The following is a 15,814-nucleotide window of genomic DNA, read 5'->3' as shown; positions in this document are numbered from 1 at the left end:
ATGAAAAATTGAGTATCATCCCCCTCGAGATGGGACAGATTTCACGTAGCGCGATCAGTCTGCCTGGCGGCTTCGCGCGCGCCGTTCGGCTGCGCGAAATGGCCCTGGCCGCCTCACTGGATGTGCCCCGCTACCTGCTGGCGCCGGAAATTGCGGTGCTGCTCGACTACCTGCCCGATCTGCGCCAGCGCATGCTGATCGAAACCCTGTGGAACACCGGTGCCCGCATCAATGAAGCCCTGGCGCTGACGCCGGGGGATGTGTTCTTCAATGGCGACCTGCCGTTTGTCCGGCTGCGCACGCTGAAGCAACGCGCGCCCCGGCCGCGGCGCCGGCCGACCAAGGAAGAGCAGCAGCGGCGGGAGGCGCCGTTCCGGGCGGTGCCGCTGCCGGATGCGGGATATGTTCGCCGGCTGCAGGGCTATTTTGCGACATTCAAGTTGCTGACACGCCGGGCGACGCCGATGTGGGATGTGGCCAGCCAGGAGACGCCGCGTAACTGGCTGCGGGCGGCGGTTCGCCGGGCCGCCCAGGATGGCGTGACTTTTTCGGTGCGCCCCATCACCCCGCACACGTTCCGCCACAGCTATGCGATGCATCTTCTGATGAACGATGTGCACGTCAAACAGGTCCAGGCGCTGATGGGCCACAAGCGCCTGGAAAATACCGAAATCTATACTCGGATCTTCGCCCTGGATGTCACGCCGGATCTGGCCTTCTCTCTGCCCGTTGATGAGGCGCGGGGGCTGCTGGCGCTCCCTTCTCTAAGATAACCCTCTGGTTTTACGACAAATCGCAAATACGATTTTACGGAAAAGCGTATTTGATGATTTCAGTATTGACCTTGCCCGTGCTTATGCATACACTGCAATTGAATCGTAATTGTTAGTTTGCAGAAATACGGTTTTACTGAAAATCGTAACCACCCATACCAGGAGTGCCTGATGATTATCTCTGTACTGAACCAGAAAGGGGGAGTTGGCAAAACCACTCTCAGCGTCAATATTGCTGCCCGTCTGGCGGCGGATGGCGCGCGCGTATTGCTGCTTGATGCCGATCCTCAGGGCAGCGCCCTGGATTGGGCGGCAGCACGGGAAGATGCGTCCGCTTTCCCTGTGCTAGGGTTGCCGCGCGCCACGCTGCACAAGGATATCGGCAAGTTCACCCAGGATTATGACCACATTATCATCGATGGCCCGCCCCGCGTCACGGATCTGGCCCGTTCCGCCATTATGGCGGCAGACCTAGTGGTGATCCCTGTTCAACCCAGTCCGTATGACGTGTGGGCGGCACAGGAAGTGGTCACGCTGATCCAGGAAGCCAAGATTTATAAAGAAAACCTTAAATCTGTATTTGCGGTTAATCGTAAAATCGTAAATACTGCGATTGGCCGTGATGTCGGCGAGGCGCTGTCGACGTATGAAACACCGGTGTTGCAAGCCACGGTGTCGCAGCGGGTGATCTTCGCTGAAGCGGCGGCGGTCGGTAAAGCCGTGTTCGAGCTAGAGCCGGATTCGGCGGCGTCAAAAGAGATCGGCGCCCTGGTTAACGAGATTTTGGAGCAATAAGTATGAGTGGGAAAAAAGTGACTTTCGGTGCCAAGCCAACCAAACCTGCACCCAGTGCGGATGCCTGGGTGGAAAGCCGCGCTGTCGAAGAAGCGCCACCGCAGCCGGTCGAGAAAATGAAGCGACTCACGATAGATATCCCGGAGAGCCTGCATAAGGCCATCAAGTCTGCCTGTGCCCTGAGGGGCACCAAGATCGCCGATGAGGTGCGCGAGCTGTTATATGATAAATACGGAAAAGAGTAATTCTGTATTTAATGTTTTACGATTATGCGATTTTAAGATTAAACGCTTTTGCGTTTAGGATGAGACGGTAGGGCAGGCAGGTTACGACTCATCATTGCTGTCGAGCCGTAGCTCCCTGCGTACCGTTTGAAACGCTATCATTACGATTATCTGTATTTAATGAAAATAACATTTCATTAAATACAGAAATCAGTAACAGTTACGCCACTCGTGGGCGTTCCTCGCGCAGATCAATGTGCAGTCCCATCATGGCCATAGTCAGCCTCACCTGGACGGCGCTGGTGACGGCAACCAGGTTGGATAATTCGAGTTTTTGGCGCGCCTCCTGCAGCACTTTACGCACGGTCTCTGGCGATACGTCGCGCAGGTCTGCAATGGTCGTGATGGCCAATCCCATGGAGTACAGGATACAGGTCATTGCTTGTGTCGGCGTCAACTCGGGGAATAATTCGAAGTAACGCGCAAATTGTGCAGTCTCAACAGCAGCCATTTTAGCCTTCCATCTAGTGGTCCACGGCCTGTCAGTGGTCTGACAGTTCCTTGATGGTCAGTACCCGCTCGAACCTATGCTTGGTCGATGCGGGTCCTGAATGACTTCCCTGGTGTTGAGTGTGCCCACGCAAAGCTGGGCACTAACTATCATTATTATCTGGCCCCGAGTTGTATGGTCTGCGCCGTCGGGTGCCTGTTGTTTAAGGGGTAAGTTTGGCCAACCCTCTGATTGCGTCTTCCAGGTACTGACGAGGGCAGCCCAGATTGATGCGGATAAATCCCTTCCCCTGGGAGCCAAAGCTGCAGCCCATCGAGGGCGCGATCTTCGATGTGTGGATCAATGACTGTTGTAAGGCATCGTCATCCAACCCCAGGGCGCGACAATCCAGCCAGGCAAGGTAAGTGCCTTCCGCCCGTGTCATTTTGCACCAGGGCGCGGCATAGCTTAACGCCTGTTCAAACCAGCGCCGGTTCTCAGCCAGATAGCGCTGCAAATCGTCAAGCCAGGCCTCGCCGTGCTGATAAGCCGCAGTGGCTGCCGTCATCGACAGCGCATTAAAGACATCCAGGCCATGGGCGTTGAGGCGTTCGATGAACGCCCCTCGCATCCGGGCATTGGGGATCAGGAAATTCGAGATCCGCAGTGACGACAATCCAAATGTTTTGCTGGCAGCGGTAGCAGCAATCACTTGTTCCTGGCAGTCCTTATCCAGGTGCAGGACCGATGTGAACGTCTGCCCGGGCAGCAGCAGGTCTGCCCAAATTTCGTCAGAGATTACGGTCACGCCATGGGCGCGGCAGAGCGTCATCAACTGCGTCAGTTCGTCATGTGTCCAGCAGCGTCCGGTAGGGTTGTGCGGATTGCACAACAGTAACAGCGGGGGCGTGTGTTGCCGGAAGCAGCTTTCAAGCTGGGCGAAGTCGAATTGATATCCCTGAGGGCTTTCTGTCAGCGGATTCTCGACGACGTTTCTACCGTTCATGGTAATGATCTTGGCGAATGATCCGTAGTAGGGCCCTTGTATCACAACGGCATCGCCCGGGTTACTGAGCATCTGAATAAGGAGAGCCAGGCCGGGAACGACACCTTCGACCGACGTAAACCATTCTCGCTTCAGCTGCAGGTTGTGCCGCTTTGAGAACCAATCCATGGCAGCCTGGTAATAGTGATCGTCTCGTTCGCTGTAGCCAAATATGCCGTGGTCAACCCGGCTATGCAGGGCATTTTGGACTTCAGGGGGGCACTTGAAGTCAAAATCAGAAACCCACATGGGTAACAGATCGCTGCCATCCAACTGGAGATAGTGCTCGATAAAGTCCCACTTCACCGAGCCGGTGTTATGGCGGTTAATTACCTGGTTAAAATTGGTCTTCACGTCAGGCATCCTTCTGCTGCAGGTCATTTTGAGGCTGTGTCCTGGCAATGCCGAAGCCGGTAAAGCCATAAATCAGTGCAAACACAACGGCGGCGTAGCATTGGACTGCCCATGGCAGTAAATCCAGCGTGCTGACCCCCAGGGTTGTCGCCATATAAATACCCGCCGCCGTCCATGGGATCAGCGGTTCGATGACGGTACCGGCATCTTCAACGGTTCGTGACAGGTTCTTATTATCCAGCCCCATGCGGCGATACGCGCCTTTGAACAGCTCAGCCGGTATAAGCAGGGCAAGTTTCCCGTCACTGGTGGCGCCGGTTACGAGGATGGTGGTTGCGACGGTGGCGGCAATCAATTGGCCTGTCGTATGTACCACCTTCAGCAGTCGATTGATGATGATGGTCAGGGCACCGGTCAGTGTTAATGCGCCGGCGAATGAGAACGCGCAGAAGACCAGCAGAATGGTGCTCATCATAGAGAACATACCGCCGCGGTTAAGCAAGCGCGGAACATCGTCAACGATCCCGGTTACGTTGAATCCCTGAGTGGAAAACATGGAGAGATTGAAGCCATCCATTAGCGCGTTTAAACCTTGCTGCAGGCTGAAACCCTGGACGGCGACGCCGATGACAATGGCCAGTGCACATGCTGCCAGCATGATGGGGATCACCGGCCGTTTGGTCACTGCCCCCCACAAGACGAGGGCAGGGGGCAGGAGCAAGAACAGGTTGAAGTGATACAGACCTTCAAGAGCGTTGACTATCGCGGTCACTTTCTCTGGCGTAGCCACGTCACCAACGACGCCGGTATGTCCGGCGATCAGATAGACGATAGCCGCCAATACGAAGCTGGGCAGCGTGGTGTACATCAGGTGTTGAATATGGCTATAGAGGTCGGTGTCCGCAACGATGGCCGCAAAGTTCGTCGAGTCGGACAGCGGGGAAATCTTGTCGCCAAAATAGGCGCCCGAGACAACCGCGCCGGCGGCAGCGGCCAGGGGAACGTCCAGTCCTGCGGCAACACCCATCAGGGCGACGCCGACGGTACCTGCAGCGCCCCAGGAGGTACCTGTACATACGGATATCACACTGGTGATGAAGAAAGCCGCGATCAGGATATATTGCGGACTGATCAGCTTTAAGCCCCAGTACACCATGTAAGGTATGGTTCCGCTGATCATCCAGGTGCCAATCAGGCCGCCCACGCAGATCAGTATCATGATCACCGGCATCGCCTTCGCGAGCTTGGAGACGATCGCATCGATAATGTCGTCCCAGCGGTAACCTTGCCACCAGGCCAGTGCGGCCGCAATGCCGGCAGAAACCAATAAAAGGGGCTCTATTCGCAGGCCAAACTGCCCATAGCCAATAATAAGCAACAACAACATGGCCACAATGGGCAGCAGCGCTAAACTCAGGCTCAGCGTTTTTTTGTCATCCATGTACAACTCCAGTCAGGGGGTAATTACTCAAGCGTAACTAATAAGTTTCGTAGGGGATGTGAGCGCGGATGGGTGTTCATGTAATCGGTTTCATGAGGTTTGTTAATGTGATGCAGATCTCAGATAAATCGCTTGTCTTGTTGGCTCAGGTCATTGTTTGCGATGGTGCTACGGAATCTCTGAGGATGATTTCAGCGGTATAGCGGTTGTTCTGTGGCGCTGTATTCATGCCTGTGTTGAGCTGAAGGGCGAGCCTGGCGGCACGCCTTGCCATTTTTTCCACGGGGTAATGCACCGTGGTCAACGAAGGATGAAGATACTTGGCCAGGGCGATGTCATCAAAACCTATAATCGATATGTCATCCGGCATTCTTATCTGTTTCTGATGGAAGGTGCGGATCATGCCGGCGGCTATCACATCGTTGAATGTGGCAACTGCAGTAAAATGTTGCTCGCTGGCCAATAACTTCTCAGCTGCACGTTCGCCGCCTTCTTCATTGAAGGGCACGCTGATGATCCAGGTGCCGGGGACATGGATGCCGGCGCCGGCCATGGCCATACGGTACCCCTCGAGACGATGTTTTTTATCGTCGATCGGCAGATCGGCTGTGATGCAGGCGATCTTTCTGTGGCCATTGTTGATCAGTATCGTGGTTGCGGCTTGCGCGGCGCTGACATTATCCAGCCATATGCAACGATTGGCGATAGCGGGTAAATAGCGATTGACCACAACCAGGGCCGGCGTGTGGGCCGCGTATCTCAATATGTCCGCTTCATTCATTCGGGTGACGTGCGCAACGATAGCCTCACATCCCTGGTTTATCAGGAAGTCGAGGCCGCTTTTTTCCAGCTCGGCCTGATGCCCCCCGCTGCAGACCATCAACCTGACGCCTTCTTTTCGCGTGACATCTTCGACGCCCCGCGCCAGGCGCGAGAAAAACGGATCATCGAGGTTACCGGTGAGTAACCCCAACATATTGCCGCTTCGCTTTGCCAGCGCCAGTGCCGCTGCATTCCGGTGATAGTTAAACTCCCGCATTGCTTTCTCCACCCGTTCGCGGGTTACGGGTTCAACAAAGGCGGTGTTGTTGATCACTCTGCTGACGGTGGCCGCGGATACCCCCGCGCGGCGCGCAACGTCTTTCATGGTGGCCATGTCTTATCCTGTTGGTTTTCTTCTGTTCAAACTCCCGGTTAAGTGTAGCTGCTGAGGATGTCGCTACGCTCCGTTTTCCTTACCGCCTTGCGGCGGCCGATCATTTATCCGGATCTTCCCTCCGCGGTGGTTACCGCACACCTGCAGCCCGATGACATATTGGCAGCCCCCGCTGAGAGCGTGGCGGCGGGCTGTGCCCGGCCTTCAAGCCGCTTTCGCGGCATAGCCTCGCCGGCGATACACCCGCCAACTCGGTATTCCACGGTCGGCCTGACACGCGGCGGTGCCTGCCTGCCATGACATCGGGCAGCAGGGAACGGGGGCCGTACTGGCCCCCTCCTGCACCCCTTGAATGACGAGGTATTCCTTATGTCCCGATATGTCCTGGGTGATTCCGTGCAGGTGATGGCCGGCTTTCCGTCAAACAGCATCGATTTTGTGCTGACCGATCCCCCTTACCTGGTCGGTTTTACCGACCGCAGCGGCCGCAGTATCGCCAACGACAGAAACGATGAATGGGTGCGCCCGGCGTTTCGTGAAATGTTCCGGGTGCTCAAGCCCGACAGTCTGGCGGTAAGTTTCTATGGCTGGAACCGGGTTGATACCTTTATGGCTGCCTGGAAGCAGGCCGGTTTCCGCGTTGTCGGGCACCTGGTGTTTACAAAACCTTATGCCTCAAAATCGGCCTTTGTCGGCTATCAGCATGAATGTGCGTATATCTTAGCGAAAGGGCGCCCGGCATTGCCGGCACAACCACGCTCTGACGTTCAGCCCTGGGAGTACACCGGAAATCGTTATCATCCAACAGAAAAGCCGGTCTCGGTCCTTCAGCCACTGATTGAATCGTTCTCGCAGCCCGGCGCGATAGTGCTGGACCCCTTTGCCGGTTCCGGTTCGACCTGCGTCGCCGCAGCCCAGGCCGGCCGCCGCTATATCGGTATCGAGCTTTTGGCGCAGTACCACGCTATCGGTCAGCAGCGCTTGCAGCGTCTGCGCACCCTGAACGCGGCGTAAACGAGGAGCATCAGCGATGAATTACACCGGAAATGAAGAGCTGCGCGCCGCGATAGCGGCACTGTCCAACGACATGTGTGATCTGCACCTGCGGCTGCGGGGACTGGTGAGTACGTATTACTGGAACAGTGACGTGCTGGCAGAGCGCCTTGCCGGCCATATCCTGCGGGACGCGCACGATCGTTACGTCGAAATTTACAAGACGATCAACGAGCTGGAACACCATTTCAAGGATTGAACGACAGGCTGGATACGATCGGGCAGGGGAAACCTGCCCGGGTTGCCTTGCTGTAAGCCTGCGAACGCCGGGGCGCATCGAACGCCCCGCGTCCGTTGAACCGCCACGCGGCACTTGCCGGCGAAGCCGGCGCCGCAACGGGCGCAGGCTGGGCCTGCCCACACCTCTCTAAATTCTTTTCCTTTGACGCTCTGGTGTGGTGACGGCCTGTGCCGTCCCCAAACGCTAGTCCGGCACGGTTGTGGCACAAGGGCCGCGATGCTCGCCGTCGGCACCCGTTCGCGCCCGTTACGGGCATTCAGCCGCGCAACGGGCTTGCGCTGCGGCTTTGACTGCGCCCTTGTTCCCCGCCCTCAAGGCCGGCCTTTCGAATGGGTACGGCACCGGCCGGTGTCGCGAACCCTGAAACTCTGGAGGTAGTTCCATGCAACATGCTCATTCCATCACGCTGCAGGTATGCGAATCCGATCGTCTGTCATTCCTGCCGGATATGTTCGGCGATGATTTTCTCTCAGCCGAAATGCAGGTGTATTCGCTCGCCGATCGCTATCTGCCGCAGTACAGCGGCGGTTTCTGGCACTTCATCCGTTTACCGGAGGGCGGCGGCTATATGGCCCCCGATAGCGACCGCGTACACCTGATCAACGCCGACAACTGGTTTGACAAAACCGTCAGCGGCGACGCCGCCGGCATTGTACTGACTGCGTTGGCCATCAACCGCCGATGCTGGGTGCATCACGATCGGGGCAATGCCGGTCTGGTGCAACTGCTGATGCAGCGGGAAGAGCAACTTTGGAACTACATCGAGACGCACCCGGAGCGCGGCGACATCATTCGCGCGCTGGATTGACAGGATTTTCACCGAGGGCGGCATGGCCGCCCTGTAAAAAATAATGAGGAAAAATAATATGTTCGGCAGTGTTAAAGAAGTGGCAGCGGAATTGTTCCGTGAGTACGGCAGCGAAGAACCGATCACCGTGCTGATATGGGACACACAGTCAGTGCGGTATGCTCTGGAGAAGCACAACCCCACCCCTCAGGATGTATTGGCATTACTGGAAACCATGGGGTGTACCGACATTGACGAATATCAGCGCCGCGGTATAGGTCATGAATTTGTGGCCGAAGTCATGCGGGGGATCGTGGAAGCCCGAACCGCAACAAGCAGCGTAACGGTCAACAAACTGGAATTACAGCGGTTGTTACATTTTGCCGCCAACCGGCTTGATAGCGACCGCGCCGAGGAAATGACGGAGGATGAGCGGGAGGCCATGCACACCATCGACGGCTTGCTTAATCAGCTCTGATTTGTTGTCGTCCTGCGTATGTAGGGCGGCATAGTGGTTTACTTGTGAGCGCGAAACCCCCTTGTGCCGCTTGCAGCGGCAGGCAGGCGAGGCGCGCGGCTGCGCCGCCCGCCGACGCTGCCATTCGGAGAATGTACCGGACTTGTCTTTCTTACCTGGTACTTTCAAGAATATCGTTTTTCTTCCTCTTCTTACTCTTCCCGCTCCTGTTTCACCAGGCACTTTGCGAATGCGGTAGTGCCTGGGCGTCCGGGCGCGCTGTTGTGCTGCGCATGGCGCCGGCTTGCCGTCGCCACCCTGCGGGCTTCCATCACTGACGCCAGGGCACGCTTGCAGCGGCAAATTTGCCGCGCCGCGCAGGGAACGCACCGCGCCACAGGCGCTTTAAGGTCGCCCCTCCGGCCGCTGTCGCGCCGGCGTGTCGGGTGGGTGCCCGTTCATTCTTCCGTGGTACGTCTGCTGCAGTGAGCCTTCCCGTCGCGGCTGATAACAGCACAGCGCTTCGCTTAACGACAAGGGGTGAAATGCACTCCGCCAAAAACTTTTCCTCCCTGCGGTCAAAAAACTTTTCGTCTCCGCCCCTTGCCGACGCTCCCCGCCGCGCTGACTCAGCCTTTTCGCGACGGCGAATACTCACAGCGGCATCAATCAACCACCCGGAGGAATGCAACATGCACCCACAAAACGTCAACAGCGCGACAACGAAGCCTACAGCAGCATCTGCACAGACCAACTGTGGCCTGACCGTACCGCAGGTGTATGACCTGTTTTGCTACGTGAAAGCGGTGTGCGGTCGTTCGACCGGCACCATTGAACCGCCGGTCGTACCGGCAGGTGCGGAAGAGGTATTCGCGGACTTTGGGGATTTTGACACCATTTCGGTGTGGATCGTAAAGGGATGGCCGGTGGCCGCCAGCGATCAGATGACCATGACCCACTGGAGCCTGAGCACCGGGCGATAAAAAAGCGGCATTGCAGCCGCTTTCTCACCGCCAGTCCTGACGCCATCGGGACTGGCACAACACGTGATAACTGAGAGGAAACCACTATGTCTAACATCGAGTCTACCTTACCGGCCAAGGGCAAAACAACCCGCCCGGCCAAATCTACAACCAAGAAAAACGCGCTTGCGGAAAAAATCGAGGCGGCGCTGGCCAAGGCCGTGCGCAAAACCGCCACGCTCGGCCAGCTGGTGCTGACTGACCTGAACGTGCGCAAGAAAAAGTCCTCGCAGACGTCGATCGAGGGGCTGGCCGCTTCCATCCGTTCAGCCGGTCTGCTGATGAATCTGGTCGTGTTCGAGCTGGAAGATGGCCGGTACGGCGTCGCCGCCGGTGAGCGGCGCACTCTGGCGCTGCGCTGGTTGATGGAACAGGAGAACGACGCCGACAAGACCACCCCGGACGGCATCGTGACCGACGATTACCCGGTCGAGGTGCTGGTCGTCAGCAAGGCGATGGCGCGCGTGGTGTCGATGATGGAGAACAGCCAGCGCGAGCAGATGCACCCGGCCGATCAGGTCACGGCGTTCCGCGATTTGTCGGCGGACGGGCAGACACCGGCACAGATCGGCGATCTGCTGGGGTTCAGCACGCGTCACGTTCAACGCTGTCTGCGTCTGGCAACAATGGCGCCGGTGCTGCTCGATGCGCTCGCCGACGACCAGATCACCCTCGACCAGTTGCAGGCACTGTCGGCCACCGAAGATCATCAACGTCAGTGTGACGTGTGGGACAACGCGCACGGCTGGGCGGCTGCCCCGCAGCACCTGCGCGAGGCGGTGCTGAAAGGCGAAGTCTCGGCCAGAGACAACAACCAGCTGGCGTTCGTCGGGCGCGAGATCTACGAGGCGGCGGGCGGCACCTTCAAATTCGACCTGTTTACCGACGAGGGCTTTTTGACCGAACCGGCGATGCTGGAGCGTCTTGCCCGTGAAAAATTGCACGCGCTGGCGCAGCAGGTGGCCGAGGACGAGGGCTGGAGCTGGGCGGAAGGGCGCATTTCGGCCATTAAAACATGGGGTGAGGATGCGGAGCTGTATCGCGAGCTGGCCGAACCGCAGCCGGAATTTACCGCTGACGAACAGGCCGAGATCGCCCGGCTGAAAGCGCGGTTCCGCGAGCTGGAAGCGGCATTCGAGGCGGCGGATGGCGATACCGATACCCACGCGCTGAACGTCGAGAGCGACGCTGTCGAAGCCGATATTGCGCGGTTGACCGCACAGGCGATCATCCGTTCATGGCCGCAGGCGATGCGCAGCAGCGGCGGGGTAGTGGCGTCTCTGCGTGACGGGGAGGTGGTTTATCAGCGCGGGATCGTGCTGCGGGCGAGCGAAGCAACCCCCGGGAATGGCGCTGATGACAACGGCGAGGGCGCAGCGACCACTGAAACGGCTGCACCGAAAACCAAGGAGAAAGGGCTGTCGGCGGCGCTGATCACCAGCCTGTCGGCGGAGCGCACGCTGGCGGTGATGGGCGCGCTGGTCGAGAACCCGACCGTGGCGCTGGCGCTGCACACCCACACGCTGGCCGTGAAGGTGTTCGGTTTGCGTTACGCCGGATCGCTGCTCCAAACCAGCCTGACCCCAAAACGTGGGGAGCTGCTGACCAAAGCCCCGACGGCGGAAGGGAGCCGCGCCGATCGCCAACTGGCCGAGCTGCACGCGCAGTGGGAGGCGAAATTGCCGCCGGAGTGGAATACCGATTTCACATGGTTGCTGACGTGGGAACAGGCCGAGGTCGTGGCGCTGCTGTCGTACTGCGTCGGCCTGTCACTCGATGCCGTGCAGCTGTGGCCTGCGAAGGATGGCAAAGTCGGCGATGCCCTGACGCCGCTCGAGCACGCGCTGGACTTCACGCTGCGCGACTGGTGGCAACCGACCAAGGCCAATTACTTCGGGCGCATCAGCAAGGAGCTGATGAGCGATGCACTACTTGATGCCGGGAAGGTGGCGCAGGCGGCCTCGGTGCTCAAGATGAAAAAGGGCGACGCCGCGCAGCTGGCCGAGGATGAACTGACCGCCGGCGGCTGGGTGCCGGAGTGCCTGCTGCCGGTGGCCGATGACACCACCACTTTACAGGACGCTGACAACAGCGCCGCCGCGTAACCGACAGGGAGCTGCCGCCCTGTGGGCGGCAGAAAACAGCGATGAAAAATGCATTCAATCTGGAAACACTGACGGCGATGAGCGCCGACGAACTGGAGCAGTACCGCGATCGGGGCAGAGAGTATCGGGTGATGCTCAACTGCGCGGTGCTGGGTCAACTGGCTGTGCCGGAGGGCTGGCACGTGGTGGCGGAAGAGGGCTGCGAGTTCTGCGGGCGCGTGCCGGTGGTGTGCCGGATAAGCCCGGCTGGGGATGAGGCGACGGCGCTATATTTGTGCAGCGCGGGGGCGGAGGTGCCGAACTGGTCAATGGCGCTGCCGTTTGACGGCGGTCAGTCGCTGGCGTGGCTGTACCTGGATGAGCATTACACCCCGGCCACGGTCAACCGGGTGCTGCATACCGTGGCGGGCTTTTACCGGCTGGGGTTATGGCGGCCGGAAAAGCTGGCAGTGGCGCTGCGGATGGGAGGGCACTGCCTGTGATCCCGAATCATCTCGCTCTGGTGCCGTGGCACCCGTACCGGCAGGCCGTCTGGCAAGCCATCGCACAGGTCGAAGCCCGGCGTGAAGCAGGCAGGCGGTTACCCGTTTACCCCTATGCCACGGCGTTTTTCCGCCAGTTAACCGGGCGGCCTACCCTTTTAGCCAAGGACATCCGCATGATAGACGTGACCTACCGGCCCGGCGATCGTCGCCGCGCCACGCGCAAGGAAGACTATATTGACGCGCTCGACACGCTGATTGCCAGCCGGGGCGAGCACTGTTATTCCCCGTTGCCGGGCGACACGCGTGACACGCTGTTCCCTGAAGTGAACCGCCGCCGCCGTCAGCGATTCGAACACCGGCTGACGATGAAACACACCCGTCAGGCGCGCATCGATGCCACACTCCGGCGGCACAAGCGGCGACGTTACCAGGTGCGGCTGGCGCAGGCGGAAATCGAGCTGGCGTTCATCACGCCGGGCGAGCTTGACCGCTGGGTACGGCGTGCGCAGCAGCAGGGACTGGCCGAGGATGATTTGAGCGGGCTGGTGCTGGCGTGGACGGCGCGGTTTCCGTGCCTTGCCGAACTGGATCGTTATCTTTGGGCTGACATGCCGTTCTGGGAGGCGCGTCTTCAGGTCAGTCTGATCAGCGCGGAGTTGTCCGCTGAAGCGCGTACCGATAACGCGGCGCGGCTGCCGAATCGCCTGGTAGGCCGCTAACCCCAGACAACAGGCTGCAGTGGCTTCGCCACTGCGGCTTGTTGCTCTCTCATTCCTGTGTCAGGTATGCCTCATCCTTCAGCAGGGGAGAATACTTCTGTTGATAGAGCCGCGGTGATGGTCGGGCATGGATGTGCTGCTTCTGAACGACTTGCCTGGCGAAACGATGCGGCGCTGGGCGTCCGGGCGCGCTGTCGTGCTGCGCATGGCGCCGGCAAGCCGTCGCCCCCCTGCGGGCGTCCATCGCTGACGCGAAAGGCACGCTTGCAGCCGGCGGGGCCGGCGCCGCTTCTCACTGTTCCTCGCCCTGGCGAAGAACGCTAAGGTCGCCCCGGCTTGTCGCCGTGTCGGGTGTGTTCTTGCTCAGCTTACCGGTGGTTATCTCTCATCGGCCCTTACGCGGCCGCTTTTGTAGCACCGTCGCCCGCGTGCCCGCAAGGGTGAAATGCACGCCGCAAGCGGCGCCCTTGCGTTCCCCCGTTCGCCGTCGCTACGTCAGCTTTTCGCCGCGCAAGGTTCCGACGAGAGATAAATCAACCACCCAGGAAGGAAAGCAGCATGAACACACAAAACGTCAACGTCAAAACCGCCACGAAGGAACGCTCTGAAAGATATGGGAAAAAATCCATTGTCAACGGATCGTCTGATGATTGGGATGTAAAAGCATGCCTGTTCGTTACGCAGGAGATCGGCCGCTTTTCTGTCAAATTCTCGGCGCCCTGCATCGGGGGCACGGTGAACCTCAATTGCAGCCACATCACCAACGCCTGCAATCCGTTTGATGCAGTGGCGCGATTCGTGCACGAAACCAGTGCGAAGGGTTGCACGGTGTACGCCGTGGAACAGGTCGAGCCTGTACGCTCTGTTTGCCTGAGCACAACAGGCTATCGCTTTGTGCAAAAAGGCTTCATCTGGCTGTGTCTCGATACCGGCGTTTTCGTCGACGTGTCAGACGATGGCCGGATGCGGCGCGGGGACGATGGCCGCACGTTGCCTTACTACGGCACGTTGACCCGCATTTAACCGGTGGCAAGCCACCATAACAAGAGGAGAAGAAACGATGTGTCAGACCGAAATCACATCACAAGACCGGAAATGAAAAAGCAGGCTTTCGCCTGCTCTCTCGTGCCGGTTAGCCCTAGGAAAGTTGGCCGGCATTCATCAATCAGCATGGAGATCAACCATGAAATCGAATGTAAGCATCATGACAGTAACCGACGAGTATGTAAAGCGCCTGCAGGCAGAGTGCGAGCACGTGAAGCGCCAGCGGCGGATCGCGCGCGGCGATATAGCGGCGGCCGACGTCGATCCGGATCTGCGGTCGTTCGGGCGTCATATCGCCGGATGTGTCCGCAAGGGAAAATCGGTGCGGGTGCCGTCAATGCGCGGCAGTGAGTGGGGGCACGTTCTGCGTGCGCTGGAGTTAACGCGGGCAATGGCCTGATAACGCGAGCCGCCCCGTTTCGGGGCGGCTATTCACTGACCCGGAGGCTAATTGATGTCACAACTCTCTTTCGACGCCCTGTTTTCCGTGCCCGTCGATGCAGTGCGCCCGGCGGAAAAAAACGTCAGGGCTGATGCGGTCGAACCGTCAAAAACCGCCGACCCTGTACCGGGACGGAAACGGACAATCACCGGCGATGATCCGCGTAAGGCGTTTTTGAGTACGTTTCGTGAAACGGCGCGTTATCACCATCGCTATGAAGTATTCAGCGATTTTGTGAAGTTGACGGCCTGTGCGCTGGAAAATCTGCTTTTAAAGTCGCCGGACATCGAGGCGGAGTATCTGGCCACCATCCAGCGTTATGAAAAAGCGGACCAGCAGCGCATGGCGCAGTTGTATTCGTGGCTGATCATCGGGCTGGATCAGGGCATGGGGGACTTTCTCGGCTCGCTGTTTATGGAGCTGGAGCTGGGCAGCGGCAACATCGGCCAGTTTTTCACGCCGTTTCATCTCTCCGAGCTGATGGCGGGACTGGTGGCCGGTGATCGGCTGGCGGCGTTGGATAAAGAGCCGTATATCACGCTGTCAGAACCGACCTGCGGCGCGGGCGGAATGGTGATCGCGTTTGCAAAAGTGATGCGGGCGCGGGGGTATAACCCGCAAACGCAGCTGCGCGCCGACTGCGTGGACATCGATCCGGTGGCGGCGCGGATGTGTTACATCCAGCTGTCGCTGCTGGGTATCCCGGCGCGCGTGGTGATCGGCAACAGCCTGACACTGAAGTATCAGCGCGAGATGTATACGCCGTTTTGGTATCGCGTGACGTCCACGCGCTGGCCGATGTATCGCTAACAACCGAGGCGGGCAGGGCGATCCTGCCCGATAACGCATGGCAGAAAACGACATGCTGCCGTTACCGGGCGAATTTACCGATCGGGGCGGGAATACTGGGAGTTTGATGACGACGCCGTGTGCTACCTGGAAACGGAGGAGGGCACGCCGCCCTTTTTCCGGTGGCGGTGACTCCGGCCAGCACCGCGCGGTAAAGGACGAACAGAACGAAAGGCCGGAGCCTGCGGCACCGGCCATTCTTTCCCTTCTCGTATGCTGTCACAAAGACCTGGTGGCGGTTTTTCTATCTTTCCCTTGCCGTCTGCCGGTATTTCTGCGGTGAATCGGGTTTCCGCATGATGCCTGGGCGTGCCCTTCGGGCCCGGCTGTCG

18 protein-coding genes are annotated in these 15,814 nt (G+C 58.9%); 14 read left to right on the top strand and 4 right to left on the bottom strand.

Annotation, left to right across the window (positions count from 1 at the left end; all coding sequences use genetic code 11):
- Positions 1 to 8 precede the first annotated feature (8 nt).
- The 3 genes from FHU12_RS26885 to FHU12_RS26875 all read left to right on the top strand — a co-directional run bounded on the left by FHU12_RS26885 (position 9) and on the right by FHU12_RS26875 (position 1,813).
- Positions 9 to 773, top strand: a complete 765-nt coding sequence (locus FHU12_RS26885; protein ID WP_227499853.1) for a tyrosine-type recombinase/integrase — start codon at positions 9 to 11, stop codon at positions 771 to 773.
- A 171-nt stretch (positions 774 to 944) separates the two neighbouring features.
- Positions 945 to 1,568, top strand: a complete 624-nt coding sequence (gene parA, locus FHU12_RS26880) for a ParA family partition ATPase (RefSeq protein ID WP_060432385.1) — start codon at positions 945 to 947, stop codon at positions 1,566 to 1,568.
- Positions 1,569 to 1,570: 2 nt separating this feature from the next.
- Positions 1,571 to 1,813 carry a plasmid partition protein ParG gene (locus tag FHU12_RS26875; protein ID WP_070914200.1) on the top strand — a complete coding sequence of 81 codons (243 nt, stop codon included), beginning with the start codon at positions 1,571 to 1,573 and terminating at the stop codon, positions 1,811 to 1,813.
- 199 nt (positions 1,814 to 2,012) lie between these two features.
- Here FHU12_RS26875 and FHU12_RS26870 read toward each other — a convergent pair whose 3' ends face one another.
- The 4 genes from FHU12_RS26870 to FHU12_RS26855 form a co-directional block, all read right to left on the bottom strand.
- Positions 2,013 to 2,303 carry a helix-turn-helix transcriptional regulator gene (locus FHU12_RS26870; RefSeq protein ID WP_070914201.1) on the bottom strand — a complete coding sequence of 97 codons (291 nt, stop codon included), beginning with the start codon at positions 2,301 to 2,303 and terminating at the stop codon, positions 2,013 to 2,015.
- A 202-nt stretch (positions 2,304 to 2,505) separates the two neighbouring features.
- Entirely contained in the window at positions 2,506 to 3,681 is a 1,176-nt protein-coding gene (locus FHU12_RS26865) for a MalY/PatB family protein (RefSeq protein ID WP_376698872.1), read from the bottom strand.
- 1 nt (position 3,682) lies between these two features.
- Complete coding sequence (gene nhaC / locus FHU12_RS26860) at positions 3,683 to 5,122, bottom strand: Na+/H+ antiporter NhaC (RefSeq protein WP_141973170.1); 1,440 nt, start codon at positions 5,120 to 5,122, stop codon at positions 3,683 to 3,685.
- 145 nt (positions 5,123 to 5,267) lie between these two features.
- On the bottom strand, positions 5,268 to 6,278 hold the full coding sequence (locus FHU12_RS26855) for a LacI family DNA-binding transcriptional regulator (protein ID WP_141973168.1): 1,011 nt from the start codon (positions 6,276 to 6,278) through the stop codon (positions 5,268 to 5,270).
- A 369-nt stretch (positions 6,279 to 6,647) separates the two neighbouring features.
- Here FHU12_RS26855 and FHU12_RS26845 point away from each other — a divergent pair, with 369 nt between their 5' ends.
- The 11 genes from FHU12_RS26845 (at position 6,648) to FHU12_RS26795 (ending at position 15,443) form a co-directional block, all read left to right on the top strand.
- Positions 6,648 to 7,292, top strand: coding sequence for a DNA methyltransferase (locus FHU12_RS26845; RefSeq protein ID WP_141973164.1), 645 nt, complete (start codon positions 6,648 to 6,650; stop codon positions 7,290 to 7,292).
- A 16-nt stretch (positions 7,293 to 7,308) separates the two neighbouring features.
- On the top strand, positions 7,309 to 7,530 hold the full coding sequence (locus tag FHU12_RS26840; protein WP_060432392.1) for a YubE family protein: 222 nt from the start codon (positions 7,309 to 7,311) through the stop codon (positions 7,528 to 7,530).
- A 424-nt stretch (positions 7,531 to 7,954) separates the two neighbouring features.
- Positions 7,955 to 8,380 (top strand): antirestriction protein, encoded by a 426-nt coding sequence (locus tag FHU12_RS26835; protein ID WP_094887923.1) that lies wholly within the window; start codon positions 7,955 to 7,957, stop codon positions 8,378 to 8,380.
- Positions 8,381 to 8,438: 58 nt separating this feature from the next.
- Positions 8,439 to 8,837, top strand: coding sequence for a DUF1380 family protein (locus FHU12_RS26830; protein ID WP_185742381.1), 399 nt, complete (start codon positions 8,439 to 8,441; stop codon positions 8,835 to 8,837).
- Between the two features lie 671 nt (positions 8,838 to 9,508).
- On the top strand, positions 9,509 to 9,799 hold the full coding sequence (locus tag FHU12_RS26825) for a ribulokinase (RefSeq protein ID WP_070914217.1): 291 nt from the start codon (positions 9,509 to 9,511) through the stop codon (positions 9,797 to 9,799).
- An 86-nt stretch (positions 9,800 to 9,885) separates the two neighbouring features.
- Positions 9,886 to 11,943, top strand: a complete 2,058-nt coding sequence (locus FHU12_RS26820; RefSeq protein ID WP_141973160.1) for a ParB/RepB/Spo0J family partition protein — start codon at positions 9,886 to 9,888, stop codon at positions 11,941 to 11,943.
- 41 nt (positions 11,944 to 11,984) lie between these two features.
- A complete protein-coding gene (psiB, locus tag FHU12_RS26815) occupies positions 11,985 to 12,425 on the top strand; it encodes a conjugation system SOS inhibitor PsiB (RefSeq protein ID WP_141973159.1) in 441 nt (146 codons plus the stop codon).
- Positions 12,371 to 13,147: a plasmid SOS inhibition protein A gene (locus tag FHU12_RS26810; RefSeq protein ID WP_089197788.1), complete on the top strand. Its 777-nt coding sequence runs from the start codon at positions 12,371 to 12,373 to the stop codon at positions 13,145 to 13,147. The genes psiB and FHU12_RS26810 overlap by 55 nt, the downstream gene beginning before the upstream one ends.
- 558 nt (positions 13,148 to 13,705) lie before the next feature.
- Positions 13,706 to 14,170 carry a protein TraE gene (locus tag FHU12_RS26805; protein ID WP_141973157.1) on the top strand — a complete coding sequence of 155 codons (465 nt, stop codon included), beginning with the start codon at positions 13,706 to 13,708 and terminating at the stop codon, positions 14,168 to 14,170.
- A gap of 160 nt (positions 14,171 to 14,330) precedes the next feature.
- Complete coding sequence (locus FHU12_RS26800; RefSeq protein WP_089197786.1) at positions 14,331 to 14,591, top strand: hypothetical protein; 261 nt, start codon at positions 14,331 to 14,333, stop codon at positions 14,589 to 14,591.
- Positions 14,592 to 14,645: 54 nt separating this feature from the next.
- Positions 14,646 to 15,443 (top strand): N-6 DNA methylase, encoded by a 798-nt coding sequence (locus tag FHU12_RS26795; protein ID WP_141973155.1) that lies wholly within the window; start codon positions 14,646 to 14,648, stop codon positions 15,441 to 15,443.
- Positions 15,444 to 15,814: the final 371 nt, after the last annotated feature.

It is taken from the genome of Serratia marcescens (genome assembly GCF_006715005.1).
Taxonomy (GTDB): Bacteria; Pseudomonadota; Gammaproteobacteria; order Enterobacterales; family Enterobacteriaceae; genus Serratia; species Serratia montpellierensis.
Note: the sequence above shows the minus strand (reverse complement) of the source record. Positions and strands in the feature narration are given on the sequence as shown.

Bases quoted from the DNA above. Each gene is read 5' to 3' on its own strand.
- parA (WP_060432385.1), top strand. From the start codon at position 945: ATGATTATCTCTGTACTGAACCAGAAAGGGGGAGTTGGCAAAACCACT.
- FHU12_RS26875 (WP_070914200.1), top strand. From the start codon at position 1,571: ATGAGTGGGAAAAAAGTGACTTTCGGTGCCAAGCCAACCAAACCTGCA.
- FHU12_RS26870 (WP_070914201.1), bottom strand. From the start codon at position 2,303: ATGGCTGCTGTTGAGACTGCACAATTTGCGCGTTACTTCGAATTATTC.
- nhaC (WP_141973170.1), bottom strand. From the start codon at position 5,122: ATGGATGACAAAAAAACGCTGAGCCTGAGTTTAGCGCTGCTGCCCATT.
- FHU12_RS26855 (WP_141973168.1), bottom strand. From the start codon at position 6,278: ATGGCCACCATGAAAGACGTTGCGCGCCGCGCGGGGGTATCCGCGGCC.
- FHU12_RS26845 (WP_141973164.1), top strand. From the start codon at position 6,648: ATGTCCCGATATGTCCTGGGTGATTCCGTGCAGGTGATGGCCGGCTTT.
- FHU12_RS26840 (WP_060432392.1), top strand. From the start codon at position 7,309: ATGAATTACACCGGAAATGAAGAGCTGCGCGCCGCGATAGCGGCACTG.
- FHU12_RS26835 (WP_094887923.1), top strand. From the start codon at position 7,955: ATGCAACATGCTCATTCCATCACGCTGCAGGTATGCGAATCCGATCGT.
- FHU12_RS26830 (WP_185742381.1), top strand. From the start codon at position 8,439: ATGTTCGGCAGTGTTAAAGAAGTGGCAGCGGAATTGTTCCGTGAGTAC.
- FHU12_RS26825 (WP_070914217.1), top strand. From the start codon at position 9,509: ATGCACCCACAAAACGTCAACAGCGCGACAACGAAGCCTACAGCAGCA.
- FHU12_RS26820 (WP_141973160.1), top strand. From the start codon at position 9,886: ATGTCTAACATCGAGTCTACCTTACCGGCCAAGGGCAAAACAACCCGC.
- psiB (WP_141973159.1), top strand. From the start codon at position 11,985: ATGAAAAATGCATTCAATCTGGAAACACTGACGGCGATGAGCGCCGAC.
- FHU12_RS26810 (WP_089197788.1), top strand. From the start codon at position 12,371: ATGGCGGCCGGAAAAGCTGGCAGTGGCGCTGCGGATGGGAGGGCACTG.
- FHU12_RS26805 (WP_141973157.1), top strand. From the start codon at position 13,706: ATGAACACACAAAACGTCAACGTCAAAACCGCCACGAAGGAACGCTCT.
- FHU12_RS26800 (WP_089197786.1), top strand. From the start codon at position 14,331: ATGAAATCGAATGTAAGCATCATGACAGTAACCGACGAGTATGTAAAG.
- FHU12_RS26795 (WP_141973155.1), top strand. From the start codon at position 14,646: ATGTCACAACTCTCTTTCGACGCCCTGTTTTCCGTGCCCGTCGATGCA.